The organism is Actinoplanes sp. NPDC051346, assembly GCF_040682215.1.
GTDB lineage: Bacteria > Actinomycetota > Actinomycetes > Mycobacteriales > Micromonosporaceae > Actinoplanes.
In genome coordinates this window covers 85576-111541 of sequence record NZ_JBFBAJ010000002.1, presented here as the reverse complement: position 1 = coordinate 111541, position 25966 = coordinate 85576, and the positions used below count along the sequence as shown (strand labels likewise).

Annotated in this window: 12 protein-coding genes; 5 read left to right on the top strand and 7 right to left on the bottom strand. The window is 73.4% G+C overall.

Features of this window, described 5'->3' with window-relative positions:
• Nucleotides 1–2: 2 nt before the first annotated feature.
• Complete coding sequence (locus AB0M36_RS04915) at nt 3–581, bottom strand: dihydrofolate reductase family protein (RefSeq protein WP_364152548.1); 579 nt, start codon at nt 579–581, stop codon at nt 3–5.
• Between the two features lie 122 nt (nt 582–703).
• Between AB0M36_RS04915 and AB0M36_RS04910 the strand changes: the two genes are divergently transcribed.
• Both AB0M36_RS04910 and AB0M36_RS04905 read left to right on the top strand, forming a co-directional pair.
• The gene (locus tag AB0M36_RS04910) at nt 704–1180 is read left to right on the top strand and encodes a GNAT family N-acetyltransferase (protein ID WP_364152545.1); all 477 of its coding nucleotides are present in this window, start codon (nt 704–706) and stop codon (nt 1178–1180) included.
• A 205-nt stretch (nt 1181–1385) separates the two neighbouring features.
• Nucleotides 1386–4535 carry a penicillin acylase family protein gene (locus tag AB0M36_RS04905; protein ID WP_364152542.1) on the top strand — a complete coding sequence of 1050 codons (3150 nt, stop codon included), beginning with the start codon at nt 1386–1388 and terminating at the stop codon, nt 4533–4535.
• Between the two features lie 21 nt (nt 4536–4556).
• On the opposite strand, the gene AB0M36_RS04900 is transcribed toward AB0M36_RS04905, so the two are convergent.
• From AB0M36_RS04900 to AB0M36_RS04890, 3 genes are all read right to left on the bottom strand, one after another.
• Complete coding sequence (locus AB0M36_RS04900; RefSeq protein WP_364152539.1) at nt 4557–5792, bottom strand: MFS transporter; 1236 nt, start codon at nt 5790–5792, stop codon at nt 4557–4559.
• Complete coding sequence (locus AB0M36_RS04895) at nt 5789–7114, bottom strand: GH1 family beta-glucosidase (RefSeq protein WP_364154255.1); 1326 nt, start codon at nt 7112–7114, stop codon at nt 5789–5791. The genes AB0M36_RS04900 and AB0M36_RS04895 overlap by 4 nt, the downstream gene beginning before the upstream one ends.
• A gap of 98 nt (nt 7115–7212) precedes the next feature.
• Nucleotides 7213–8700: an alkaline phosphatase family protein gene (locus AB0M36_RS04890; protein ID WP_364152536.1), complete on the bottom strand. Its 1488-nt coding sequence runs from the start codon at nt 8698–8700 to the stop codon at nt 7213–7215.
• 267 nt (nt 8701–8967) lie between these two features.
• Here AB0M36_RS04890 and AB0M36_RS04885 point away from each other — a divergent pair, with 267 nt between their 5' ends.
• The gene (locus tag AB0M36_RS04885) at nt 8968–10842 is read left to right on the top strand and encodes a PAS domain S-box protein (protein WP_364152533.1); all 1875 of its coding nucleotides are present in this window, start codon (nt 8968–8970) and stop codon (nt 10840–10842) included.
• Here the strand turns inward: AB0M36_RS04885 and AB0M36_RS04880 are convergent.
• Nucleotides 10812–11795, bottom strand: a complete 984-nt coding sequence (locus AB0M36_RS04880; protein ID WP_364152530.1) for a pyridoxal-phosphate dependent enzyme — start codon at nt 11793–11795, stop codon at nt 10812–10814. The genes AB0M36_RS04885 and AB0M36_RS04880 overlap by 31 nt on opposite strands.
• Before the next feature lie 81 nt (nt 11796–11876).
• On the opposite strand from AB0M36_RS04880, the gene AB0M36_RS04875 reads away from it, so the two are divergent.
• A complete protein-coding gene (locus tag AB0M36_RS04875; protein WP_364152527.1) occupies nt 11877–22886 on the top strand; it encodes an amino acid adenylation domain-containing protein in 11010 nt (3669 codons plus the stop codon).
• Between the two features lie 7 nt (nt 22887–22893).
• Nucleotides 22894–23553, top strand: a complete 660-nt coding sequence (locus AB0M36_RS04870) for an HAD family hydrolase (protein ID WP_364152524.1) — start codon at nt 22894–22896, stop codon at nt 23551–23553.
• A gap of 158 nt (nt 23554–23711) precedes the next feature.
• Here the strand turns inward: AB0M36_RS04870 and AB0M36_RS04865 are convergent, their stop codons facing one another.
• Together AB0M36_RS04865 and AB0M36_RS04860 are read right to left on the bottom strand one after the other, a co-directional pair.
• Nucleotides 23712–24329, bottom strand: a complete 618-nt coding sequence (locus AB0M36_RS04865; RefSeq protein ID WP_364152521.1) for a GNAT family N-acetyltransferase — start codon at nt 24327–24329, stop codon at nt 23712–23714.
• 100 nt (nt 24330–24429) lie between these two features.
• Complete coding sequence (locus tag AB0M36_RS04860; RefSeq protein WP_364152518.1) at nt 24430–25959, bottom strand: FAD-dependent oxidoreductase; 1530 nt, start codon at nt 25957–25959, stop codon at nt 24430–24432.
• Between the last annotated feature and the right edge of the window lie 7 nt (nt 25960–25966).

Sequence of the window (25966 nt, the reverse complement as noted above, 5' to 3'; positions counted from 1 at the left end):
CCCTAGGCGGTCGTGTAGGTGGCGATGACCACGCCCGTACCGGTGGTCAGGCTGTCGGTCAGCCGCAGGGCACCGGCCGGATCGCCCTCCCGGAACAGCTTGGCGCCACTGCCCACCGTGAGCGGATGGATCAGCAGCACGTACCGGTCGACAAGCTGCCGCCGGATCAGCTCCTGGGCGAGCTCGCCGCTGCCGAGGACCACCAGGTCTCCGTCGAGGCGCTGCTTGACGTCGGTCAGCTCGTCCACGCTCGCCAGCAAGCTCGAGTTCACCCACGGCAGCGGATCAGTCAGCGTCGTCGAGACCACGTACTTCCGCGTGTTGTCGAGCACCTCCGTGAACGGATTGCCGTCGGCCTGTTGCGGCCAGAAGCTGGAGAACTGCTCGTAGGTCCGCCGCCCGAACAGCAGCGCCTGGGTCGTGGCCATGCTCTTGGCCGCGTTCTCCCCCATCACTTCGTCGGCGTAGGGTGCCGCCCAGCCGCCGTGTGCGAACCCGCCACGGGTGTCCTCCTCCGGCGCCGCCGGCGCCTGCATGACGCCGTCGAGAGTCACGTTCTCGAAGATCACGATCTTGCCCATGGTTTCGTGTTCCTTCCGGGTGGCCTACTTGCTCAGCCCCTACACGAACCGGCACCCGCCAGATCGACATCCCGGCCAAGATTTCGGTTGCGACGCGTCGTCGTGGACGCGACCGTACGGAGATGACCGATCACCCGGTACGGGAGATGACCGCCGCCGACACGGCCACGGTCGCCGAGCTGCTGGACGCCTTCAACCGCGAGTTCGACACCCCGACGCCGGGCGCCGCCGTCCTCGCCGGGCGCCTGCCGGCACTCGTCGCCGGAGGCCGACTGGCGGTCCTGTTGACAGGCGAACCGGCCGCCGGCGTGGCGGTGCTGTCCTTCCGTCCCAACGTCTGGTCCGACGGGCCGGTGGCCCTGCTCGACGAGTTGTACGTGCGCCCGAAACTGCGCGGCCGCCGCTATGGCCACGCCCTGCTGGAAGCCGCGTGCCGGCTGGCCCGCGGCCGCGGCGCGGAGGTCCTCGAGATCAATGTCGACGGCGAGGACACCGACGCCCGCCGTTTCTACGAAGCGCACGGCTTCACCCACACCGAGCCCGGCGCAAGCGAACCCATGTACTTCTACTACCGCGAACTCGACACATGCCATCGCTGACCCCCGGGCGGGGCCGTGTCGAGGACGACCGACCGCGGACCGGTAGCTCCGCGGCTGCCGGTGCTCGCGGCGGGTTCTGATCCGTTCGTGCCATCTGCCGGAGGCCGCAGAAATCGACTCTTGTCAAAGTCTTGGCACACCCGTAAATAGATGGTTAGCAGTATGAAATTTTCTCGCGTCATGCGGCCCGGAAGGGACCCCGCCCATGCCTCGACGCCTCCCGCGCCTGCGCGCGGTGCTGACCACCACGCTGTTGCTGACGGCCACCATCACCGTCAGCCCTGTCTCCGGCGCTCCCGCCACCGCGGTCGCCGCCACCAACACCGACTACTGCCTCGGTGAGTGCAACGACATTCTTCCGCCGGGGGAGAACGGCACCGCCACGCTCGTGCAGATCATCGCCCACCAGACCCTCGGCAGCATGCCGCGGCACGCCAGCGACCAGTTGGGGCGCTACGCCGATCTCGTGCACCACACCGGGCTCACCGCCGAGCAGATCGGCACGTTCTTCAACGACGGCTCGTTCGGCGTCGCGCCCGGCGAGGTGGAGCGCAGCTACCAGCCGCGCTCCGACGTGACCGTGGTCCGCGACAAGGCCCTCGGCATTCCGCACGTCACCGGCAGCACCCGGGCCGGGACGATGTTCGGCGCCGGGTACGTGGGCGCCGAGGACCGGCTGTTCCTCATGGACCTGATGCGCCACGTGGCCCGCGGGCAGCTCACCCCGTTCGCCGGCGGCAACCCGGGCAACCGCTCGCTGGAACAGAGCGTGTGGCGCAACTCGCCGTACACCGAGGCGGACCTGCAGGCGCAGATCGACGCGCTGCGCGCCTCGGGGCCGCGCGGCGCGCAGCTCTACGCGGACGTCCAGGCCTACATCGCCGGGGTCAACGAGTACATCGCCGACTGCATGGGCGCCCGCAACTGTCCCGGCGAGTACGTGCTCACCGGCCACCTCGATCCGATCACCAACGAGGGCGGCCCGGAGGACTTCCAGCTGACCGATCTCATCGCCATCAGTGGGGTCATCGGTGGCCTGTTCGGCGGGGGTGGCGGCGGCGAGATCCAGTCCGCCCTGGTCCGGATCGCCGCGCGGGCCAGGTACGGCGAGGTCGCCGGTGACGCGGTCTGGACGACGTTCCGCTCGCAGAACGACCCCGAGACCGTGCTGACCGTGCACAACGGGCAGACCTTCCCGTACACGCCGGACAACCGCAACGCCAGCGGGGTGGCGATGCCCGACGCGGGGACGGTCGTCGGGGAGCCGCTCGTCTACGACCAGACCTCAGGGGCGACGTCGGCCAAGGGCGGCAGGAGCGCCATCGGGGAGTCTCTCGGCAAGCTCACGCTCGACGGCAGGCGGGGCATGTCCAACGCCGCGGTGGTGTCCGCCGCGCACTCGTCAACGGGCCACCCGATCGCCGTCTTCGGGCCGCAGACCGGCTACTTCGCGCCGCAACTGCTCATGTTGCAGGAGCTGCAGGGCCCGGGGATCAGCAGCCGGGGCGCCGCCTTCGCGGGGCTCAACCTCTACACGCTGCTGGGACGTGGACCCGACTACGCGTGGAGCGCCACCTCGGCCGGGGAGGACATCACCGACACGTTCGCCGCCGAGCTGTGCGAGCCCGGCGGGGGCACGCCGACCACCGCGTCGACGCACTACCTCTACCACGGCCAGTGCCTGGCGATGGAGGCGTTGTCCAGGTCGAACGCGTGGACGCCCAGCACCGCCGACCCCACCCCGGCCGGGTCCTACCGGCTCACGATGCTGCGTACCAAATATGGTCTGGTGTCGTCGCGCGGGCTGGTCGGCGGCAAGCCGGTCGCGTTCACCAGCCTGCGGTCGACATACCGGCACGAGGCCGACTCGGCGCTCGGCTTCCAGATGTTCAACGAACCCGATCAGATGGGTACGCCGGCGGCGTTCCAGGCAGCGGCGTCGCAGATCTCGTTCGCGTTCAACTGGTTCTACGTCAACTCCGACGACACGGCGTACTTCCTGTCCGGGTCGATGCCGGTCCGCTCCGCCGACGCCGACCCGAACCTGCCGACCTGGGCGCGGCCCGCGTACGAATGGACCGGCTGGGATCCGGCGACCAACGTCGCCGCGTACCATCCCGCGGCCGTGCATCCGCAGGCGGTCAACCAGGATTATTTTGTCAGTTGGAACAACAAGCAGGCGGAGGGTTTCTCCGCGTCCGACGGCAACTTCAGCTACGGCGCGGTGCACCGCGCCGACCTGCTGGACCGGCCGATCAAGGCCGCTCTGGCGGCGGGCCGCACGTTCGACCGGGCCGGGCTGCTCAACGTCGTGGAGACCGCGGCGATCACCGACCTGCGCGGCATCGAGGTTCTCGACGACCTGCTGCGCGTCATCGACACCGCCGCGGTCACCGACCCGGCGCAGGCCGCCGCGCTCGCCAAGCTGCGCGCGTGGCAGCAGCGTGGCACCCGGCGGGTCGAGACGGCTCCGGGTAGCAAGGTCTACGCCGACGCCGAGGCCATCCGCATCCTCGACGCCTGGTGGCCGCTGCTGGTGCCGGCGCAGTTCAAGGCACCGCTCGGCGACGAGCTCTACCAGACGCTGGCGAACACGCTGCCGATCGACGAGTCGCCGTCCACGGGCCAGGGCCATGAGGGCTCGGCCTTCCAGTCCGGCTGGTGGGGGTACGTGGAGAAGGACCTGCGCGCGGTCCTCGGCGACAGCGTGCCGCAGTGGCCGAGCAGGTACTGCGGCAACGGGAACCTCAGCGCCTGCCGTAGTGCCCTGCTCTCCAGCCTCACGGCGGCGCTGGCGGTGCCGGCCACCACCACCTATCCCGGCGACTCGCACTGCGCCGCGGGCGACCAGTGGTGCGCCGACGCCATCCTGCAGTCACCGCTCGGCGGCCTCACCCACCCGATGACCAGCTGGCAGAACCGGCCCACCTATCAGCAGGTCGTGTCCTTCCCGGCGGGACGCGGCGACGATGTGAGCAACCTGGCGGCCGGACGCCCGGCGACCGCGTCGACCACCCTGCCCGGCCATCCCGCCTCGCACGCCGTCGACGGCGACCGGGGCACGAGCTGGGCGAGCTGGTGGTCCGACAACCAGTGGCTGCGCGTCGATCTGGGCAGCAGCCGGCCGGTGGCCCGGATGGTGATCCGGTGGGAGTCCGCGTACGCGACCGCGTACAAGATAGAGGTCTCTCCCAACGGCAGCACCTGGACCCAGGTCGCCGCGGTGACCGGCGGGAACGGCGGGGTCGACAACGTCACCTTCGCCGCTGCCAACGCCCGCTACGTGCGGCTGACCCTGAGCCGGGCCACTTCCTACGGGTTCTCGGCCTCCGAGGTGGAGCTGTACTCGCACTGAGCGCGAACGGCCCGCATCCGCTCAGGCTACCGAGCGGATGCGGGTCACCAGCACCGAGCCCAGCACGGTCACCGCGGCCACCGTCAGGAACAGCACCGGATAGCCGCCCAGATAGGCGACGATCGGGAACGCCAGCGCCGGGCCGAGCACCTGCGGCGCGGAGTTGGCGATGTTGATGACGCCGAGGTCGCGGGCGCGGTCCCGGGCCGCCGGAAGGACCTGCGTGATCAGCGCCTGGTCCACCGACAGGTAGACGCCGAAGCCCAGCCCCAGCACGGCGGCCGCGATGAGCGCGCCGGGCCAGGTCGGCCACAGCGCCAACAGGACCGCCGCGGCGGCCATCACGTATCCGGACACGATGACCGACGGCTTGCGCCGGCCGATGCGGTCCGACACGACTCCCCCGACCACGACGGTCAGCACCGTCCCGGCGGTGTAGACCAGCACGAGCAGGAGCAGTCCCTGCTCGGCGTCGGGGTGGTGGACCTGGTCGCGCAGGAAGTAGAGCAGATACAGCGTCGCCATCGCGTTGCCGAGCTGGACGAGGAACCTCGTGGCCCACGCCCAGGCGAAATCCGGGGCCTCTCCCGGGCGGAAGCGGAACGCGGTCAGCACCGAGCGCGCGGTGAACCGCGGCGCGAACTCCGCTGTGACCGGCGGGTCCCGGGTGAGCAGCACGAACGGGGCGGCGGCGAGCACCACCAGCAGACCGGTCAGCAGGTAACCGGCGGTCAGCCCGGTCACCACCTCGGTGACCAGCAGGACGGCGAGCACCACCCCGACCGACTGGGCGAGCCCCACCCAGCCCGACACCCGGCCGCGCTGGGTCACCGGCGTACGGTCCGGGACGATGGCGGTGACGCCAGCCTGGAGCGTGTTGAGCCCGGCCTGCGCGAGGCACCAGCACAGCGTCAGCCCGAGCAGGGTGCGCTGCCCGGACAGCAGGACCAGTCCGACGAGGCCGGTCAGGGCACCGACCGCCGTCCACGTGTGCCGCCGTCCGGTCCGGGCGGTCGTCGCGTCGGAGAACGCCCCGGCGACCGGGCCCGCCACGACGGCGACCAGCGCGCCCACGCCGGTGATGACGCCCAACGCGGTGGTCTTGTCGGCGCCGGCCAGGTCCTCGACCTGGTTGGGCAGCAGCACCTGCAGCGGGGCGTAGTAGCCCACCCACAGGCCGAGGTTGGCCACCGACAGCAGCGCGATCCAGCGTCCGCGCACCCGCGGCGGGTCGGCGGTGCCGGCGTACGCGGTCACTTCTGCTCGGCGAGGGCGGCGCGCAACCAGGCGAAGGAGTCCTTGGGAACTCGCCGCTGGGTGTCGTAGTCGACGCGGACGAGGCCGAAGCGCTGGCTGTAGCCCTCCGCCCACTCGAAGTTGTCCAGCAGCGACCAGACGAAGTATCCCCGCACGTCGACGCCCGCGACGATCGCCTCGTGCAGGGACCGCAGGTGACCGTCGAGGTAGTCGATGCGCTCCACGTCGTGGACCCGGCCGTCCGCCTCGGGGGAATCCACCGTGGAACAGCCGTTCTCGGTGACGTAGATGGGCGGTAGCGCGCCGGCGTAGCGATCCCGCAGGCCCACCAACAGCTCCCGCAGACCGTCCGGCACCACGGGCCAGCCGAACGCCGTACGCGGGACGCCGTCGATCTCGACGATCTCGAACGGCAGCGGCGCGGCGTCCGGCGCCGCCCGTACCCGCGTGGGGTTGTAGTAGTTGATGCCCAGCGCGTCCATCGGCGTCGCGATGAGGTCCATGTCCCCGTCGTGCACGATGCCGGCGTCGGCGAGCCCGGAGGCGAACGGCGGGTACTCGCCCGTCAGGACCGGGTCGAGGAAGAGCCGGTTGTGGAAGCCGTCGTAGACGGCGGCGGCCACGAGGTCGTCCTCGCTGTCGCCGGCCGGCCACACCGGCGTGCAGTTGTTGGTGATCATCACCTCGGCGGCGCCCCGCTCACGCAGCGCACGCACCGCCAGCCCGTGGGCTAACAGCTGGTGGTGCGCCACCGGCAGAGCGTCCATCATCAGCTCGCGGCCCGGGGCGTGACGACCGAACGCGTAGCCCTCGGCCAGGTGCACGATCGGCTCGTTCAGGGTGATCCAGCGACCGACGCGGTCGCCGAGCCGGTCGGCCACCACGGCCGCGTAGTCGCCGAACCGAAGGGCGGTGTCGCGGGAGAGCCACCCACCGGCGTCCTCCAGGGCCTGCGGCAGATCCCAGTGGAACAGCGTCGGCACCGGCGCGATGCCGCGTTCCAGCAGCGCGTCCACCAGCCGGTCGTAGAAGTCCAGGCCCTTGTCGTTGACCGCGCCGGCGCCGGTCGGCTGCACCCGCGGCCAGGCGATCGAGAACCGGTACGCACCGACGCCCAGCTCGGCGATGAGATCGACGTCCCGCTCCCAGCGGTGGTAGTGGTCGCAGGCCTCGTCGCCGGTGTCGCCGTCGTGGGTCCGGCCCGGGGTGTGGCTGAAGGTGTCCCAGATGGAGACACCTCGGCCGTCCTCGTGCACGGCGCCCTCGATCTGGTAGGCCGCGGTGGAGACGCCCCACAGGAAATTCGGGGGGAAATTCGGCAGGGCAACCACGGTTCCGGCCTCCTCGAAGATGAGTCCGGCTCAGATTAGCGGCGCGACCCGCGTTCGGCGAGCCCCTGAGCCGCGCCGCCATCCCTAGCTCACCGGGCGACCGTCAGATCGTCGATCACCCAGAACCAGTTGTTGCTCGCGTCGTAGAAGCGGAACTTGACGGTCATCGTGGTGGCGCCGGCCGGCACCGCGACGGGCACCGACTCGACCGTGGCGAGCGCGTCCGCCGAATAGCGCTTCACCAGGCGGTCGGCGCCGCCGTCGAAGGAGACGAGGACGTCGCCCTTCTGCGCGCCCTCCTGCCGGTAATGGGTCACGTAGTTCAGTCGGAGGTCGCCGCCCGCCGTGACGGGGTAGGCCGGCGAGACGAGGGTCGAGTCGAAGCTGGTGCCGCCGGACTTGTCGGCGAACTCGTCGCTGTCGGCGACGGCGAAGACGCCCCGCGTCCGTACGGCGTTCTCGCGCTCCTGGTCGCTCTGCGTGCGGCTCCAGAACTCGTCGGTGGCGAACGACCAGCCGCGCCACTCGGTGACCCCGCCGGCCGGCATCGCGCCGCGGTCCACCGACCAGCCCGCCGGGGGCGTCGGGGTCCAGCCCGCCAGGGTGGAGGGGATGCCGGTCTCGTCCACCCGGGTGCGCAGGGCCAGGCCGTCGAACGGGTCGGTGGAGCGAACCCGGACGGTCCCGCCGTCCAGGGCCGCGGAAACGCCGAAGTGCCGCAACGCCGTCGCGGCGAGGTCCACCTGCCGGACGTCCGTCCGCGTGCCCGCCTCGATCCCGGAGCCGGCGACGAGCAGGAAGGTGCCGCGCTCGTCGACGCGGCAGCCGCCGTGCCCGCCGAACGGCACCCGGTGCCCGTGGTCGGTGGTGACCATGACAAGCCAGTCCTCGTTCGCGTACGTCGGCCGCGAACGCACCGCCGCCAGGATCCTCCCGAGCTGCTGATCCTGCTTCTCGATCGCGGCCCGGTAACGCCCGCCGGTGCCCACGGCGTGCGCCACCACGTCGGTGTGACCCAGATAGACGAACGACGCGTCCGGACCGCCGGCGCCCAGCCGGCTCACCGCGTCCACGGTGACCTTCTCGTCCTCGCCGGCGTAGCCGTTCGCGTCCCCGTCGAAGGTGACCCGGGTGTCGACCTCGGGCGAGAAGGTGCCCTGTTGGTGCAGCGGAGCCCAGTCGACGGCGGAGTACGTGGCGTAGGCCGGGTTCGCCCGCTCCAGCCGGGTCAGGAAGTCCGGATAGGTGTCGTACCGCTTGCCCACGAAGCTGTTGTTCCGCACGCCGTGCCGGTCCGGCCAGACGCCGGTGGCGATGCTCGACCAGCCCGGGCCGCTGGACGAGTCGGCCAACGACGGGCACTGCACCAGGCTGCGGCCGAGCGTCCCCCGCGCCGCGAGGGCGTCGAGCTGGGGCGCGTCCGCCGCCACCACGCTGTCCCAGTTGAGCCCGTCCATCCCCACGACCAGCAGCTTGGCGACCGGCGCCGCGGCTCCGGAGGCGGCTGGAGCGCCGGGGAAGGCGGCGGCGGCCAGCAGCGCGGCGACCAGGCCCCCGCGCACGACGGAACGTTTCATGCGAACCTCCGGACATCGATGTCGGTCTTTCTCGTGAAGAGTGATCGATGCCTGTCTTGATCGCCAGCGGGTGTCCGATCGAGGGAGCGGAAGATCCGCCTTTCGGCCAGGGCTCGGCCATTGTGCGAAGCGCCCGTCCCGGGCGTCCTACCGTGGGGCGGAGAGCCGGTCCGGCGAGTGGCGTCGGCGGCGGTAAGCGGGGCGAGCGCCATGTGGTCGAGTCTCATCCGTACGCCGAGGAGCACGGCGACCAGAGTCGCGCCGTCGGTGGTCACATTGATCATCCCCATCCTGCTGGTCAACGCCGTCATCGTCATCGACGTGCTGATGCCGCGGATGCTGCTGTTCGGCGCCACCGCCATAGCTCCCTGCCTGGCCGCGGTCTCCGCCGGCCCGCGCGCGGTTGCGGCCGTCGGTGGGTACGCGCTCACGACGGCGACGGTGGTCTCCTCCATCCACGGCTTGGCGTTCACCCCGAACCAGCTCGTGCGGCTGATGGTGATCGTGGGGGTGACGGCCCTCAGCATGGCCATGGCACACCGTCGCCAACTGCTGGAACGCCGCGCGCGGCGGGGTGCGCAGAGCCAGGCGTTGCTGGCCTCGGTCGTGGAGACCTCCGGCGACGCCGTCATGGTGTCATCGTTGGACGGCGTCATCACCGCGTGGAACGCGGCCGCCGAGCAGATGTACGGCTACTGCCAGGCCGACGCGATCGGACGCCACGTCTCCATGATCATCCCTCCGGAACGGCTGCCGAATCTGGCGGACGTCCTGGAGCGGGTACGGGCCGGCAAACGCGTCTGGCGGGTCGAAACGCAGCGGATCCGGCGGGACGGCACACTCATAGACGTCTCCGTGACCGTATCGCCGGTTCATGAGCCCGACGGGAAGGTGGTGGCCGTGTCGGCCATCGAGCGGGACGTCACCGCCGAGAAGGAGGCCGAGCGGCAACGGCAGTCGATGCGGGAACGTTCGGCGCGGGCCGAGCGCCTGGAAAGCTTGGGACACCTCGCCGGCGGGGTCGCGCACGACTTCAACAACCTGCTGGCGATCATCCTCAACTACGCCGAGTTCGTGGCGGAGCGGGTCAGCGACGACCAGGCACGTGACGACCTGAGCCGGATCAGCGCCGCCGCCGACCAGGCCCGGCAGCTGACCGGCCAGCTCCTGCTCTTCGCCCGGTCCGAGCCGGCCCGGACCGACGAGATCGACCTCAACGAGGTCGTCACCGACGCCCGCAACCTGCTGGCCCGCTCCCTCGGCGAGCACATCGAGCTGGTGAGCCGTCCCGCCGACGAAGCCCTGGTCGTCCTCGCCAACCGGGGCCGCGTCGACCAGATCCTGCTCAACCTCGTCGTCAACGCCCGCGACGCGATGCCCGACGGCGGAAAGTTGACCATCGAGGCGCGACCGGTCGAGCTGGCCGCGGAGCTCGTCGAGGCCACGACCACCCTGCCGCCCGGTCGCTACGCCCAACTGCGGGTCATCGACACCGGCACCGGCATGAGCCCCGAGGTCGTCGAGCGCATCTTCGAGCCTTTCTTCACCACGAAGGCCAAGGACCACGGCACCGGCCTGGGAATGGCCACCGTGTACGGCGTCGTCACCGAGGCCGGAGGCAGCATCAAGGTGTACTCGGAGGTGGGCGTCGGCACGACGATGCGGATCCTGCTTCCCCTCGCCGAGCGGGCCTCGGACACCGACGACATCGCGCGCGAGACGCCGGAACCCGGGCACGGCGAACGCATCCTCGTGGTCGAGGACGACGACGGCGTGCGGCAACTGGCGGCCCAGATGCTCGAACGCAACGGCTACACCGCCGTCACGGCCTCCCGGGCCGGCGCCGCGCTGGAGCTGCTGGCGCGGCAGCCGTGCGACCTGGTGCTGACCGACGTCATCATGCCCGAGACGTCCGGCATCGAACTCGCCGACCGGCTACGCCGGCTCCATCCCCGGCTGCCGGTGCTGTTCATGACCGGCTACGCCGAGGAACACCTGAACATGGAACGCATCCACGACCACGGCCATCCCCTGATCGTCAAGCCGTTCACCACGGCGGAACTGCTACACGGCATTCAGCACGCGCTCACGGCGGCGACGACCGCCCAGCCTCACGAGCGCTCGTCGGCGGTGTGCCAGTAGAGCAGCGGGCCGTCATCCACCTCCGCCTCGTTCAGGTCACGCAGGGCGGCGGCTGCCTTGGCGGTGTAGACGGGTTCCATGCGGACGCCGGCGTGGGCGGCGAGCCAGGGTGCCGCGGTCAGCGACGCGTCCGTCGGGTGGCCGTAGCCCGGGCCGAGCCAGTCGGCGCGGACGGTCAGTGGCGCCATCGGGGCCGGATCGGGCAGCGGGGCGCCGCTGCGGCGCAGCAGCCGGGCGGTCGCCTCCGCGAGGCGGCGCACCTGCGGCTCGCCCATCGGGGTCTGGTCGTTGACCAGCACACCGACGACCCGGGTCGGCAGGCCGGCCAGGCCCAGACCGAGGACCAGCCCGGCGGCGGTGCCGCCCGAGCCGACCGGCACGACCACCTGCCGCGGCGCCGGGAGCGCACCGGCGGCGACCTGGGCGGCGAGTTCGAAGGCGGCCTCCACATAGCCCAGACAGCCACGCGGACTCGATCCCCCGATCGGCAGCAGACCCGGGCGCCCGCCGGTGACGGCCGCGCGGGCGAGCAGCAGGCCGGCCGCGAGGTAACCGGCCGGCACGCTGCCCACCCGGCGTACGGTGGCACCGGTCGCGCGCACGGCGGCGGCCTGGCGCTCGACGTGGTCGTCATGCGGCTGCTCCAGGGCGACGACCGCCACCCGCAGGCCGGCGTCGGTGGCATAGCGGGCCACCGCGACGGCGTGATGGCTGCCCGTGCCGCCGGCGGTCACCACCGTGCGACGGCCCCGCCGCAGCAGGTCCGCCAGCGTCCACTCCAGCTTGCGGACCTTGTTGCCGCCGTACAGCGTGCCGTATCCGCCGTCGTCCTTGACCCAGACGCCGGGCAGGTCGGTGGCCGGCCGGACCGGTGTCGGGGCGGTGCCGAGACGCCGGAACTCCAGACGTCCCACGATCGAGGGATAGCGCTGGTGCAGATGCGGCACCGTCATCCCCGCAGCGTACTTCGATATCCCGTGGGGGCTACCGTGTCGCTCGCCGTGTCCTGACCCGCCGGACTCCCAGGAGTGTTCATGACGCTGACCGACGTGCTGGTCCGGGCCGCGACCCACGCACCGGACCGGGGCGTGGTGCACGTCGACGACTCCGGCGGTGAACGCCTCACGACCTACGCCGAGTTGTACGCCGACTCGCTGCGGATCGCGGGCGGACTGCGCCGGGCGGGACTGGCCGCCGGCGACCCGCTGCTCGTGGTGGCCGAGAACAGCGCCGAGTTCCTGCCGCTGTTCTGGGGCGCGGTGCTGGCTGGGGTCGTACCCGTGCCGTTGCCGCCGGAACCGGCCCGCCTGGCCGCCGTCGCGACGCTTCTCGGTGACGCGCCGCTCGCCGGAGACCCCGTCCTCGACGGCGCCCGGTTCCTCTCCGGGTCGGTTCTGCGTCGGTCGACGCCGCTCGCCGAGCCGGCCCCGGTCGCCTCCGACGATCTGGCCATGCTGCAGTTCTCCTCCGGCAGCACCGCGACGCCGAAGGGGGTGGAGCTGACCCACGGCAACCTGGTGACCAACCTCGAACAGGCGGCGCTGGCCAGTGCCCTGAGCGCCGACGACGTCGTGGTGACCTGGATGCCCTACTTCCATGACATGGGGTTGATCGGCACCCACCTCGTGCCGCTGCACCGCCGCTGCCGACAGGTGCGGATCAGCCCGCTGACATTCGCGAAGCGACCCGAGAGCTGGCTGCGCATCGCGGCGAAGCACCAGGCCACGGTCCTGTCGGCCGCCAACTTCGCCCTTGCCCTGACCGCGCGGCGGGTGGCCGACGAGACGCTCGACGGGATCGACCTGAGCGGCGTACGGATGATGATGGTGGGCGCCGAACCGATCTCGCCGGCGGTGTGGCGGGCGTTCACCGCCAAGCTGGCGCGGGCCCGACTCGACCCCCGAGCCCTGCGACCCGTGTACGGGCTGGCCGAGGCGACCGTGGCGGTCGCCTTCTCGCCGGTGGGTGAGCTGGCCCGCCCGATCCGGCTGAGCCGGGCGGCGCTGGCCCGCGGTGTCGCGGTCGAGGCGGGTGCCGGCACGCCCGCCGTGGAACTGATGGATGTCGGCCATCCGGTGCCGGGCTGCCGGATCCGCATCGTCGACTCCGACGACCGGCCGGTCGAGGACGGCCTCGTCGGCCACATCCAGGTCAGCGGCGCCAACGTCACCCGCGGCTACCACCTCGACCCGGCCGCGAGCGCCGCCGCGCTGGTCGACGGCTGGCTGCGGACCGGCGACACCGGATTTCTGCGGGCGGGCCGGCTCTGCGTCACCGGCCGGGAGAAGGACGTGGTGTTCGTCCACGGGCGCACCTTCCACGCCAGCGATCTCGAAGAGGTGGCCACGGCGACGCCGGGGCTCGGGCCGGGACCGGTGGCCGTAGTGGGTGCCACCGACCGGGTGAGCGGCCGGGAACGGGTCGTGGTGTTCCTGGCGGCGCCGTCCGTGCGAGCGGTTCCGGAGGCGGGCGAACGGGTGCGTGCCCGGGTCGCCGAGGCGCTTGGCTACGACGGTGTCGAGGTGCGGGTGGTGCCGAACGGGGCGTTCGCGCGCACGACCAGCGGGAAGCTGCGCCGTCAGTCCCTGCGGGATCGCATCGAGGACGACGTCGTCGTGCCGGCCGGGTCGCCGCCGGGTCCGGTCGCCGCTCCGGGTCGGGCCCCTCAGAGCCGCGCCGACCTGGAACGGACCGTACGCGAGGTGTGGTCGCGCGTCCTGCGCGTTCCCGAGGAGAGGATCGGACCGGCCGACCGGTTCCTCGCGATCGGTGGCTCGTCGCTGGCGGCCATGGAGGTGCTCGCCGCGCTGGAGGACATTCTCGGGCGCACGCTCGATCCGGTGCTGCTGCGGGACTGTGCCACGGTCCGGGACCTGACCGACCGGCTGCTGGCCGCCCCGACGGCCCGGGCCGTCGGGGCCACCCCGACCGACCGTCCCGCACCGCGCTCCGGTCCGGACACCGGGCTGGCGGTCATCGGGATGGCGTGTCGTTTCCCGGACGCCGACACCCCCGAGGAGTTCTGGCGGAACCTGGTCGACGGCCGGGACAGCGTCGCCCGGGTGACCCGGTGGGACGGCGGCCACGGCGCCTTCCTCGAAGACCCGGCGCTGTTCGACGCCGAGTTCTTCGGCATCGACGAGGCGGAGGCACGCTTCCTCGACCCGCACGCGCGCGTCTTCCTGGAGCTCGCGCACGAGGCGCTGGAACGCGCCGGGCTTGCCGGGCCGCGCCGCCACGGCCGCCGGATCGGCGTGTTCGCGGCCGTCGGTGAGAGCGGATACGCCGAACTGGTGGCCGCGAGCGGTGCGAGCGGGCCGCACGCGATGACCGGCACGATGCGCGGCCTCCTGCCCGCCCGGGTGGCACACCTGCTCGACCTGCGTGGTCCGGCGCTCGCGGTGGACACGGCCTGCTCGTCGGCGCTGGTCGCGCTGCACCTGGCCCGCCTCAGCCTCGCGGCGGGCGACTGCGACGTCGCGGTCGTCGGCGGGGTCAACCTCATGACGCCGACCGGTGAGCGGCTGCTCGGTGAGGCGCGGGCGCTGTCGCCGACCGGGCGGTGCCGGGCGTTCGCCGCGGACGCCGACGGCTTCGTGCCCGGCGAGGGCGGCGCGGCGCTGGTGCTCACCCGGCTCGGCGACGCGGACGGCGAGCGCGTCCTGGCGGTGGTGCGCGGTACGGCCGTCAACAACGACGGCCGCTCGCTGAGCCTGATGGCACCGAACCCGCTGCTGCAGCGGGAGGTGATCGCGCGGGCGTACCGGGACTGCGGCGTGGATCCGGCCGAGGTGTCCTACGTGGAGGCGCACGGGACCGGGACCGCGGTGGGCGACCCCGTCGAGGCGCAGTCGTTGGCGTACGCGTTCGCGCCCCTGCCGGGTGGCCGGACCCGGTTGCTCGGCTCGGTGAAGACCAACATCGGTCATCTGCTCCACGCGGCCGGCCTGCCGAGCCTGGTGAAGGTGATCCTCGCCCTGCGGCACCGCGAGCTGCCGCCGTCGCTACACCACGACCGCCCGTCGCCGCGGTTCGATCTGGCCCGGGCCGGGTTCGAGGTGGTGACCTCGCGGCGGCCGTGGGGCGGCACCGGTGTCGTGGGGATCAACGGGTTCGGCTTCGGGGGCACCAACGCGCACGCGATCCTGGCCGCGCCGCCGAACCCCGTGGGGGACGCCGCGGCGCCGGCCCCGAAACCCGGGCCGCACCTGCTGACGTTGTCGGCCCGTTCCGCGGCGGCGTTGCGGGTCGTGGCCGACGACCTCGCCCGGCACCTGCGGGCCCATCCCGGTTCGCGCGAGGCGGACGTGTGCGCGGCCGCTTCGACCGCCCGGGACGACGGGCCGTACCGGGCCGCGCTGGTCGCCGACGGCGACCTCGCCGAACGGCTGACGGCCGTGGCCGGCGGCCCGAGCGCGGGACGCCCGAGGGTGGCGTTCCTCTTCGGCGGGCAGGGCACCCAGCGTCCGGGTCAGGGCGCCGCGCTGTACGCGTCCGCGCCGCGGTTCCGCGCGGTCCTCGACGAGGTGTCGGCGGCGGTCGGGCCGATCGCCGGCCGCACCCTTCTCGAGTGGTGCGTCGACGCGTCGGTGCCGGCCGGCGACCTCGCCCGCACCGAGGTCACCCAGCCGCTGGTGGTCGCCTTCGGTGCCGCGCAGGCGGCTCAGTTGCGCGCCTACGGCATCCGCCCGGAGGCGGTCGCCGGGCACAGCGTCGGCGAGCTGGCCGCCGCCGTGACCGCCGGGATGCTCACCGCGGTCGACGCGGTGCGGCTGGCCGCCGTTCGGGGCCGGCTGACCGCCACGCTGGCCCCGCCGGGCGCGATGGTCGCGGTGGCGGCCACCGCCGACGCCGTGGCGGAAGTCCTGGACGCCGGGGTGGTTCTCGCGGCGGACAACGGCCCTCACCAGGTGGTGCTGGCCGGGCCGGTCGAGGCGGTCGAGGAGGCGATGCGGCGGCTGGCCGCCCGCGGCGTCGCCGGCCGCCGGCTCGCCGTCTCGCACGCCTTCCACTCCCCCACGATGGCACCGGTGGCCGCCTCGCTGGGCCGCCTCGCCCCGGCCGTGCTGCCCGCGGAGGTGCCGCTGCTCAGCACGGTGACGGGCGAGTGGAGCCCGGCCCTCGACGCGGCCTATCTGGCGGACCACGCGGTGCGGCCGGTGCGCTTCGGGGTCGCGGTGGACCGGCTGCGGGCAGCCGGTTTCGACACCTTCGTCGAGGTGGGCGCCAGCGTCGCGCTGGCGTCGACGATCGCGGACGCGACGGTACGGCCGGCCGGCGGCGACGCCCGGGCCCTGCTCACGACGGCCGGTGACCTGTGGCAGCGCGGCGCCCCGCTGGACCGCGCGCTGCTCGACGCCGGCACCCGGCGGGTGGAGGTGCCGACGTACCCGTTCCAACGGCGGCGGTACTGGGTGACCGACGTGTCTCCCACGCTGTCGACGCCCCGCTGGGTGCCGGCGCCGGAGCCGGACGGCACGCCCGCACCGGTGCGGGTCCTGCGGGCCGAGGGCGCCGACCCGGCCGCGACCGCGTTGGCCGACGCCCCGCGAACAGGTCATCTCCTCGTCGTCACCGAGGACCTTCACGCCACCGGTACGGGCACCGAACGACCCGACCCGGCCCACGCCGTCTGGGCCGGGCTGGCGATGGCACTGGCGGACGAGAACCCCGGTCTCGGCGTCCGCGTCGTCGACCTGTCCTCCCTGGACTCCGAGGAGCTCCGGAGCGAGGCCGTCGCCCGCGAGTCGGCCGACCCGCCGGCGCCCGGGCCCGCGCGGGTCGTCGCGTGGCGGGCGGGCCGGCGGCTCATCCGCCGGTTCGTCGACGCCACACCGTCCGGGCCGGTGGACCTGCCGCCGGACGGCCGGTACCTGATCGTCGGCGGCGCCGGCGCCGCGGGCACCGCGATCGCCCGGGACCTGGCCCGCCGTGGGAGCCCACACCTGCTGCTCGCCGGGCGGTCGGCGGCACCCGCCGCGCTGCTCGACGAGCTGAGGGCGCTGGGCGCGTCGGTGGAATACCGCCGCGCCGACGTGTCGGTCGAGGCGGACGTGGCCGCACTGGTCGCCGGGCGGGAGTTCGACGTCGTGGTGCACGCGGCCGGCGTCGTGCGGCCGGGCGGCCTACGGACCAAGACCCCGGCCGACCTGGCGGCGGACCTGGCGGCCAAGGTCCGTGGCACGCACCTGCTCGCCGAGGCGGTACGGGCGCAGAACCCGCTGTTCCTGGCGTTGTCGTCGGTCTCGTCCGTGCGGCCCGGCCTCGCCGGTGCGGTCGGCGGCTACGTGGCCGGCAACGCCTATCTCGACGCGTTCGCGACAGCGGAGCGGGCGGCCCGGACCGGGTTGCGGTTCGTGGCGGTGAACCTGCCGGTGCTGACCGGCGGCGGGCTCGCCACGGTTCACGGCTTCGGAGGCGGGAGAGATGGTGCGGGCGACGAGGGCACGCTGTCCCTCGACCACCTGCCCGCGACCCTGTGGGCGGCCGCCGCCGTCGGCGCCCCGCAGGTGCTGGTCACCGTGCCCCGCCGGTCGGTCGAGGCGAGCCACTACGCACCGGTGCCTTCCGAGAGCCCGGCCGTCGTCCCCGAGCATCCGCCCGCGGCCGGGGTCGGCTACGACGAGGTGGTGACGATCGTGCGGGAGCTGTTGGGCGGCCCACTCGGGCGGGAACCGGCGACGATCGGCGTCGACGAGCCGTTCCTCGCCCTCGGGCTCGACTCCCTTACCGCCGTCGACCTGGTCAAGAAGCTGGAGTCCCGGCTCGGCCGCACGTGCTCGACCACGCTCTTCTTCGAGCACCGCGCGATCGGCGACATCGCCCGGCACCTGGCGGGTGCGACGGATTTCCCGCTCGGTCCGGTGCAGCGCGCCTTCGCCACGACCGGCCGGCTCTATCCCCGCGTGCCCGCCTACGCGGCCGTGCGGCAGACCGTGGCCGGACCGGTCGACCCGGACCGGCTGGCGCGGGCCTTCGCGGAGTTGGCGCGGCGCCACCCCATGCTGCGGGTGCGGTTCGGCCCCGAGGGGCAGCGATTCACCGCGCCCGACCCCGGCCGGCCCGCGTGGTTCACCGTGACCGAGCTCGACGGGCCGGTGGAGGCGCTCGACGTCGCCCTGCGGAACCGGACCTTCGACCTGACCCGGGAGGCGCCGATCCGGGCGGTGCTGGCCGTCGCCCGACCGGAGGTGGCGCACCTGCTGGTGGTCGCGCACCACGCCGCCGTCGACGGATACAGCCTCGCGATCCTCGGCGACGAGCTGTGGACGCATTATGCCGCGCGGGACCTGTCGCCGCCGCCCGCCGCGACCTTCGCCGACCATGAGGCAGCGCGGTCGGCGCCGGCCTCGGCGGATCTCGCGTACTGGCGGGAGGCGCTCGCGGCGTACCCCGGGCTGGCTCTGCCGTTCGACGGTGACCCCGACGGCGAGCCGGCGCCGCCGTACGCGATGCACCAGGTGTCGGCCGACCCGGCACTGAGCGCGCGGCTGACCGCGCGGGCCCGGGCCGGGAGCCTCTCGCTGTTTCACCTGCTTCTGGCCGGTTATGTGCGGTGCCTGTCCCGGTGGAGCGGCCAGGCCGCCGTGCCGGTCGCGGTCGCCCGCGCCGGCCGCACCGCCCGGCTGGCGGCGGTGGAGCGGATGGTCGGCCCGTTCGCCGACACCCTTCCGGTCCTCGCCGACGTGCGCGCCGACGAGCCGGCGGTCGCGCTCGCCGGGCGACTGCGCGACGCGTGGCTGGTCAGTGAGCGGCACGGTTCGGTCTCCACCGTGGACCTCGCCCGCATGCTGGCCGCGAGCGGCGCCGGGCCGCGCACCGCGAGCCCGGCGAGTTTCAGCTTCGCCCGCTTCCCCGGCACCGGCGCCGCCGCTCACCCCGTGGTGGCGACCACCGCCGGCACCGCGTCGGCCGCGACCCGGCTGGGCCTGGTGTGCTTCGACGCGCACGGCGCGCTGCACTTCTCGTGGAACTACCCCACCTCGCTGTTCGAGCCGGCCAGTGTGCGGCGGTTCGCCGCCGACTATCTCGCGGAGCTCGGCGAGCTGGCCGGTGACGTGGCGGGGCCACTGCCGGTGGCCGAACGGATCCGCCAGCAGTGCCGTCGCACCCCCGAGGCGACCGCCGTGCTCACCGACGGCGTCGCGCTGAGCTACGGCGAGCTCGACGTCGCCTCCGACCGGCTCGCCGCTCGGCTGGCGGCGACCGGGGCACGTCGGATCGGCCTGCTCACCGGGCCCGGCGCCGACACGGTCGTCGGGGTCGTCGCCATCGGCAGGGCCGGGGCGGCGTGGGTGCCGCTGGACGCCTCGCACCCGCCGGCCCGGCTGATCGACCAGCTCACCCGTGCCGGGGTGGACGTGGTCGTGCATGACGACGGCACCCGCGACGCGGCCGCCGCCCTCGGCGACCTCACCCTGATCGAGACGGGCGACGGCGTGGACGCCGAACCGCCGGCGGTGACCACCGGGCCCGACGACGACGCCTACGTCATCTTCACGTCCGGTTCGACGGGGCGGCCCAAGGGCGTCGTGGTCCACCACGCGGCGATGGCCCACTACCTCGACTGGGCCGTGGAGACGTTCGGCTACTCCGCCGGCGACCGGCTGGCGCAGACCGCGTCGATCTGCTTCGACGCCTCGGTGCGTCAGCTGCTCGCGCCGCTGCTGGTCGGCGCGACCGTCGTCGCCTGGGACCGGGACACCGTCCGCGACCCCGACGAGTTGCTGAACCGGGTGGAACGCGACCGGATCACCGTGTGGAGTTCGGTGCCGACGCTGTGGGAGCGGCTGCTCGGCGCGGCCGAGAAACGCAGCCGGCGGCCGGATCTGGCGCTGCGCTGGGTGCACGTCGGCGGCGAGGAGTTGTCCGCCGCCCACGTCCGTCGCTGGTTCGACCTGGTCGGGCCCGGCGCGCGCCTGTCCAACCTGTACGGCCCCACCGAGACGACGATCAACGCCACCGCTCACGTGATCGACCGGCGTCCCGGCGACGACGAGGTGCGGCTGCCGATCGGGCGGCCGATCGCCGGAGCCCTGGCCGAGGTGATCGGCCCGGACGGCCGCGAATGCGGACCCGGCGAGGTGGGAGAGCTCTACCTCGGCGGCGTCGGCGTCGCCGCCGGCTACCTCGACGATCCGGAGCAGACCGCGGCGGCGTTCGTGGAGCGCGACGGGATGCGGTGGTATCGCAGCGGCGACCGCGCCCACCGCGACAAAGCCGGCGTGCTGTGGTTCCGGGGGCGCGTGGACGACCAGGTGAAACTGCACGGGCACCGGGTGGAGCCGGGCGAGGTGGAGGCCGTGCTGCGCAGGCATCCCACCGTCGACCGCTGCGCCGTACGCGTCGACGGCGGGCGGATGTTCGCGTGGGTCCAGCCGCGAGGAGGCCTCCGGCCGGGCGGGGCGGAGCTGCGCGCGTACCTCGAAGGTCTGCTGCCGTCCTATCTGGTGCCGGCCCGCGTCGAGGTCGTGGCGGCGTTGCCGCTCACCGCGACCGGCAAGGTCGACCGGGCGCTGCTGGCGCCGGGCGCCGCGGAGCACCGACCCGCCGCACCGCCGGTCACCCGGACCGAACGGGTGCTGGCCGAGGTGTGGCCGGGGCTGCTCGGCGTGCCGGAGGTCGGGCGCGACGACGACTTCTTCGCCCTCGGTGGAGACTCGATCGGCGTCCTCGAGCTGTTCGCCGAACTCGAGCGGCGGCTGCCGGTGCTTCCCCGTCCGACGGTGATCTACCGGCACCGCACGCTGGCCGCGCTGGCGGCCGTCATCGACGCGACACGCGCCGAGCCCGCGGCGCCGGGAACAACGGTCGACGCGGAGTTTCCGTTGACTTCCGGTCAGCGCGGCTTCCTGCTCGCCGACGCCGTCGGCGCCCCGTCGACCTGGCTGGCCGCGCCACGGCTGCACGGGCCGCTCGACCTGGAGCGCTTCCAACGGGCCGTCGACGCGCTCGTCGCGCGGCATCCGATGCTGCGGACGGTGTTCCGCCCCGACGCGCGGCCGCCGACGCAGCGGGAGCTGCCGCCGTCCTCCCGGCTGGTCGTCGGCTACGACGCCGCACCGGGCCCGCTCGCGGCCGAACTGGACGCGGAACGCGACCACCGGTTCGATCCGGCGCGGTGGCCTCTGGTGCGGCTGCGGCTGCTGCGGGTCACCGAGCGGGAGCACGTGCTGATCCTGCACGCCCACCACCTGGTCGGGGACGGATACAGCGTCGCGTTGCTGGCCCGCGAGTTGCTGGCGGCGTACGACCGGGGCGCCGACGCCCTGCCGCCGCTGCGGTCGACCTTCCGCGACTATGTGGCGTTGCTGGAGCGGCTCACCCCCGTACCCGTGGAGAACGACGGAAATTCCTTCGGTGCGGTGGCGGCGACCGGCTTCACGCTCCCGGCGGCCGCGGCGGCCGGGCTGCGGCGCCAGGCCGCGGCGGCCGGCGTGACGCCGTTCGTTCCGGTGCTCGTCGCGTACGGTCGCAGTCTGCTCGCGACCGGCCGGGCGGATCCGGTGGTGGGTGTCGCGGTGACCGGCCGCGACCACGCGCTGCCCGACCTGGGTCGGGTCTTCGGTCCGTGCGCGACGGCGGTCGCCGTCCGGACGGGCACCGCGGAGCCCGGCGACGACCTGCTAACTACGGCAGCCGCCGTGCGGGAGGCCCGGGCCCACACCTTCACGGCCCCGCGCGGGTGGCGGTTCTTCTTCACCTATCTGGACTTCGACGCGTTGGGGCCGCTGCGGGGCGACACCCTGCGGCTGTCCTGGGACGACGTCGACGCCGAACTCGCCGTGCCGCCCGGCACCGAGGTGCTGCTGGCGGTCCGCCCGGTCGACGGCGGCCTGCGCCTGACGTTGCGCGGCCGCGTCGCACCGGAGGCCCTCGACCGGCTCGCCGCCGAACTGCGGTCGCGACTGGAAGCGGCGGCGCCGGCGACCGATCGGCTGGATGCCGCGCTCGTGGGTTACCTTCCGGCCCCGGCGCACCTCGCGGCCCTGGCGGGAAACCTTCCCGAGGGGGTACGCCGCGCGCTGCCCGACCTGGACCGGGAGGCTGTCCGGGCGGCGCTCTTCCCCGACGGTGGCCCGCGGCTGTTGGAAACCGCCGTGACGCCGCTCGGCCGGTCGGGATTCGTGTGCCTGCCCCGGTTCGCCGACGAGCTGACCGACGCGGACCTCGCCGCGCACAGCGCCGCCGCGGTCGACCTCGCCTGTGCCCACGGCGCCCGCAGCGTGTCGCTGGCCGGGATGATCCCGGCCCTCACCGGGTACGGCGCAGCCGTCGCGCGGCGGGTCGACTCGGCGGCCCGGGTGACCACGGGCCACGCGGTGACCGCCGCCTCGGTGGTCCGCACGACGCTCGCCGCGGCAGAGGCCGGCGGCCGTCCGCTGGCCGACAGCGTGCTCGCCGTCGTCGGAGTCGGCTCCATCGGCGCCACGTCGCTGCGGCTGCTGCTCGCCCGCGCCGGGCAGGCGCCCGCCGGGCTGCTGCTGTGCGACCTTCCGGCCACCGCCGCCCGGCTCGCGGAGCTGGCCGCGGACCTGCGGGCCGACGGCTACGCCGGCCCGATCGAGATAGTCACGGCCGACCCGGCGGCACCGGAGGCGGTGTACCGGGCGGACGTCATCGTGGCGGCGACCAGCGGCGGTCCCGGCACGCTGGACGTCGATCGCCTGCGAGCGGGCACCGTCGTGGTGGACGACTCGTTCCCGCACTGCTTCGACACCGCACGGGCGCTGGCCCGGATGCGCGACCGGCGCGACGTGCTGGTGGTGGGCGGCGGGCTCCTGCACTGCGGCCCGGTCGAACGGGTGATCGCCGCCGGCCTGCCAGCCGCCGCCCGCCCAGGTCTGCCGGACACGGTGGCGTCCTGTCAGCTGGAGTCGCTGCTGCACGCGACGACACCCGGGTTGCCGCTGGTGTGCGGGCCGGTGGACGCGGACGTCGCCGCCGCCTACTGGGACGCCCTCGACGCGGCGGGCGTGGGCGCCGCCCCGCTGCACCTGCTCGACCGGGAGGTGTACAGCCCCGGAACGGACACCGTGCCATGATTCCCCGGTGCTGCGCGCCGTACTGTTCGACCTCGACGACACGCTGATCGACCAAGCGACCGCCTCCCGCGAGGCGGTCCTCGCGTGGGCCGCGGAGCTCGGTGTCACCGATCCGGAGGTCGCACCGCGCTGGGCGCGCGTCGCCGCCCGCCACCTCGCGCGCTATCAGCGGCGTGAGCTCACTTTCGACGGGCAGCGCCGGGAGCGGGTCCGCGAGTTCCTTGCCGCCGCGCTGACCGATTCGGAGGCGGACGCGCTCTTCGCGGGCTATCTCGAACGCTACGAGGCCGGCTGGGCGGTCTTCGACGACTCGGTTCCGGCCCTTCGCCGGGCGCGTGCGGCGGGACTGTCGGTCGCTGTGCTGACCAACGGCGACGAGGGCCAGCAACGCCGCAAGCTGGACCGGCTCGGCCTCGACGCCGAGATCGACCTGATGGTGGCCTCGTCGATGCTGCCGGCGGGAAAGCCGGATCCGCGCGCCTTCCAGCACGCCCTCGCGCTGCTGGGTTGCGACGCCGCCGAGGCCCTGATGGTCGGTGACTCATTGTCGAAGGACGTCCTCGCGGCGCGGGCCGTCGGGCTGCCCGCGGTCCTCGTGGACCGTGGCGACGAGCACCCCGGCGTCGACGTGCCGCGGGTGCGCTCCCTGCGCGAACTGGTCTTCTAGACCACGAGGTCGGCGCGCTGGGCGGCGATCGCGGCCGCGGCCTGGTGCAACGCGTCGCGGGTCGCCACCACGCCGGGGGCGTGCACCGCGGTGGCCCGGGTGGCGGTGAAGTTGGTGCGTTGCGGGCTGCTGGCCTGCCTCGCCGCGGCGGGCCTGGCCTAGAGGCGGGTGCCCATCGCGCCGGCATCGGCGCGGGTCATCTCGTATTCCACCTCGCCCAGGTCGGCTCCGGGCAGCGGTTCGTCCCAGGACGGAAAGTACGTACGCACGTAGCGCATGCCGATCGCCCTCATCACGCCTCGGGACCCGCTGTTCACCGCCATGGTCTGCGCGATCACCCGGTTCTGTCCGACGGTGTCGAAGGCGTGCCGCAGCAGGGCCCGGGACGCCTCGGTAGCCAGGCCTTTGCGCCAGAACCGGCGCACGAGGCGATAGCCCAGATCCGCGACGGTCGGGTCGTCCGGCTGGTCGGGGCCGTGCGCCGGCGGAAGCATCATGAGTCCGACGAACTCACCGTCGTCCTCGCGCTCGGGCGGCGTCGAGTCACGGCCGCCGTCACCCGTCCCGAACGCCATCCAGTAGCCCAGGCCGTCGACTCGGGCCGCCGACGCCATCCGCCGAGCGTGCGAGTCGACCACCTCGGCCCGGGAGTGCGCTCGTCCGCTGATGTAGCGCAACACCTCCGGGTCGGCATCGAGCCGAACCTCCAGGTCGAGGTGTCGATCCGCCAGCGGAACGAGCAGCAGGCGGGCCGTACGCAGGATCGGCTGGGGCATCCGCCGAGGATCACACAGGTCGCCCGGGTGCGCGATCGGATTACCCGCGCCGCCGGGTCGCGCACATCGTGGCGCGACCCGGCCGCGACCCGGCACAGGCCTACCGGGCGGGCACACTCCAGTGCAGCGTCAGCTCCTTGCACCGGTTGCCGCCGTCGGCGGGCGGCGCCCACGCACCGATGGTGTACGAGCAGTCCTCACCGGAGGACTCGACGTAGCAGATCAGGTTGAGCGGCCACTGCGTCTGCTGGATCATGTACGCGTCCATCGCGGTCGGATGCTGGCTGATCCGCATGCCCCGCTCGGCGGGAGGGCCGATCCGGTGCCAGTCCGGGTGCAGGTGGATGGAGCCGAGCACCTCCAGCCCGTCCGCCTCGGCCTCCCGGTGGACCCGCAACTGGTCCACGGCGTGGCACCAGAAGCCCCGGTGCGCGTTGTCGTAGGCCTCGCCGAAGCACGGCACGATGGTGGACTCGTACTCGCCGACCGCCGCCTGGTCGGAGCCGCGCACGTTGCGGGCCAGCACCGCGCGTTCCACCACCATGCGGTCCGCCTCCATCCGGCCGACCAGCAGCGCGAAGCAGCCCGGGGGCTCTTCCGGCGTGCAGGACCGGTAGGCCTCCACCGCCGCGTCGAGGAACGGGCGCAACACCGTCGGATCCACGACCACCACCTGGGACTCGACGGCGGCCGGCGCCGAGGCGCGCTCCAGGGCCGCCTGTGCGGTCAACTGGCGGGCGAGCGCGTCCTCCACGGCGATGACCCGGTCCTCGGTCCACCGATAGAAGCCGGTGCCGCTCTTCACGCCCAACTGGCCCTGCTGGAGCCGCTCCTCGATGGGCGCCGGCACCGGCCGTCCCAGGCTGCGCAGCGTCGCCGCGACGGTGTCCAGCCCCGCGAAGTCCAGCCGGTCGAAAATTCCGGTGACACCGAACCGCCGGCCGATGCCCGAGGTGAGAACCCGGTCGACGGTCTCCGGCGAGACCAGCCCCTCGTCGACGATGCGCAGCGCCTCGCCGATCAACGCCGTCTGCAGCCGGGGGCCGACGGCGCCCGCCGCGTGCTGGTCGAACGTCACGGCACGCTTGCCCGCGCCGCCGAGCAGGCGGGCGGCCACCTCGACGGCGGCCTCGGCGGTCTTCGCGCCGCGCACCACGTCGACCAGCGGAACCAGCGGAGCCGGCAGGTAGAACCGGGTGCCGAGCACCCGCTCGACGTGCTTGCAGTCGGCCGCCAGCACGTCGACCGGTATCGCGGTCGAGGCGCTCGCCACGATCACGTCCGGGGCGACGATGTCGTCGAGAGTGGCATGCACCGCCTGCTTGACGGCCACGTCCTCGGAAACCGCCTCCACGACGTAGTCCACGACGGCGAGTTCCGTCAGATCCGTGGTCGTGCGGATCCGGCGCAGCACTGTGGACATCCGGCCGGCATCGGGCGAACCGGCCCGAACCAGCTGACGGGCGAGGCCGCTCACCCTGTCCTCGGTGGCGCGACAACCCTCCGGACTGCGCCGCACCACGACGACATCGTGTCCGGCGAGGGCATAGGTCAGGGCGATGCCGCTGCCCATGATTCCTCCGCCGACCACTCCTACGGTCCGTACCGGATAGCGGTACGCGAGCTGCATGACGTCC

Coding starts and splice junctions, on each gene's coding strand:
- AB0M36_RS04915 (WP_364152548.1), bottom strand. CDS start 581: ATGGGCAAGATCGTGATCTTCGAGAACGTGACTCTCGACGGCGTCATG.
- AB0M36_RS04910 (WP_364152545.1), top strand. CDS start 704: ATGACCGATCACCCGGTACGGGAGATGACCGCCGCCGACACGGCCACG.
- AB0M36_RS04905 (WP_364152542.1), top strand. CDS start 1,386: ATGCCTCGACGCCTCCCGCGCCTGCGCGCGGTGCTGACCACCACGCTG.
- AB0M36_RS04890 (WP_364152536.1), bottom strand. CDS start 8,700: ATGAAACGTTCCGTCGTGCGCGGGGGCCTGGTCGCCGCGCTGCTGGCC.
- AB0M36_RS04880 (WP_364152530.1), bottom strand. CDS start 11,795: ATGACGGTGCCGCATCTGCACCAGCGCTATCCCTCGATCGTGGGACGT.
- AB0M36_RS04875 (WP_364152527.1), top strand. CDS start 11,877: ATGACGCTGACCGACGTGCTGGTCCGGGCCGCGACCCACGCACCGGAC.
- AB0M36_RS04865 (WP_364152521.1), bottom strand. CDS start 24,329: ATGCCCCAGCCGATCCTGCGTACGGCCCGCCTGCTGCTCGTTCCGCTG.
- AB0M36_RS04860 (WP_364152518.1), bottom strand. CDS start 25,959: ATGCAGCTCGCGTACCGCTATCCGGTACGGACCGTAGGAGTGGTCGGC.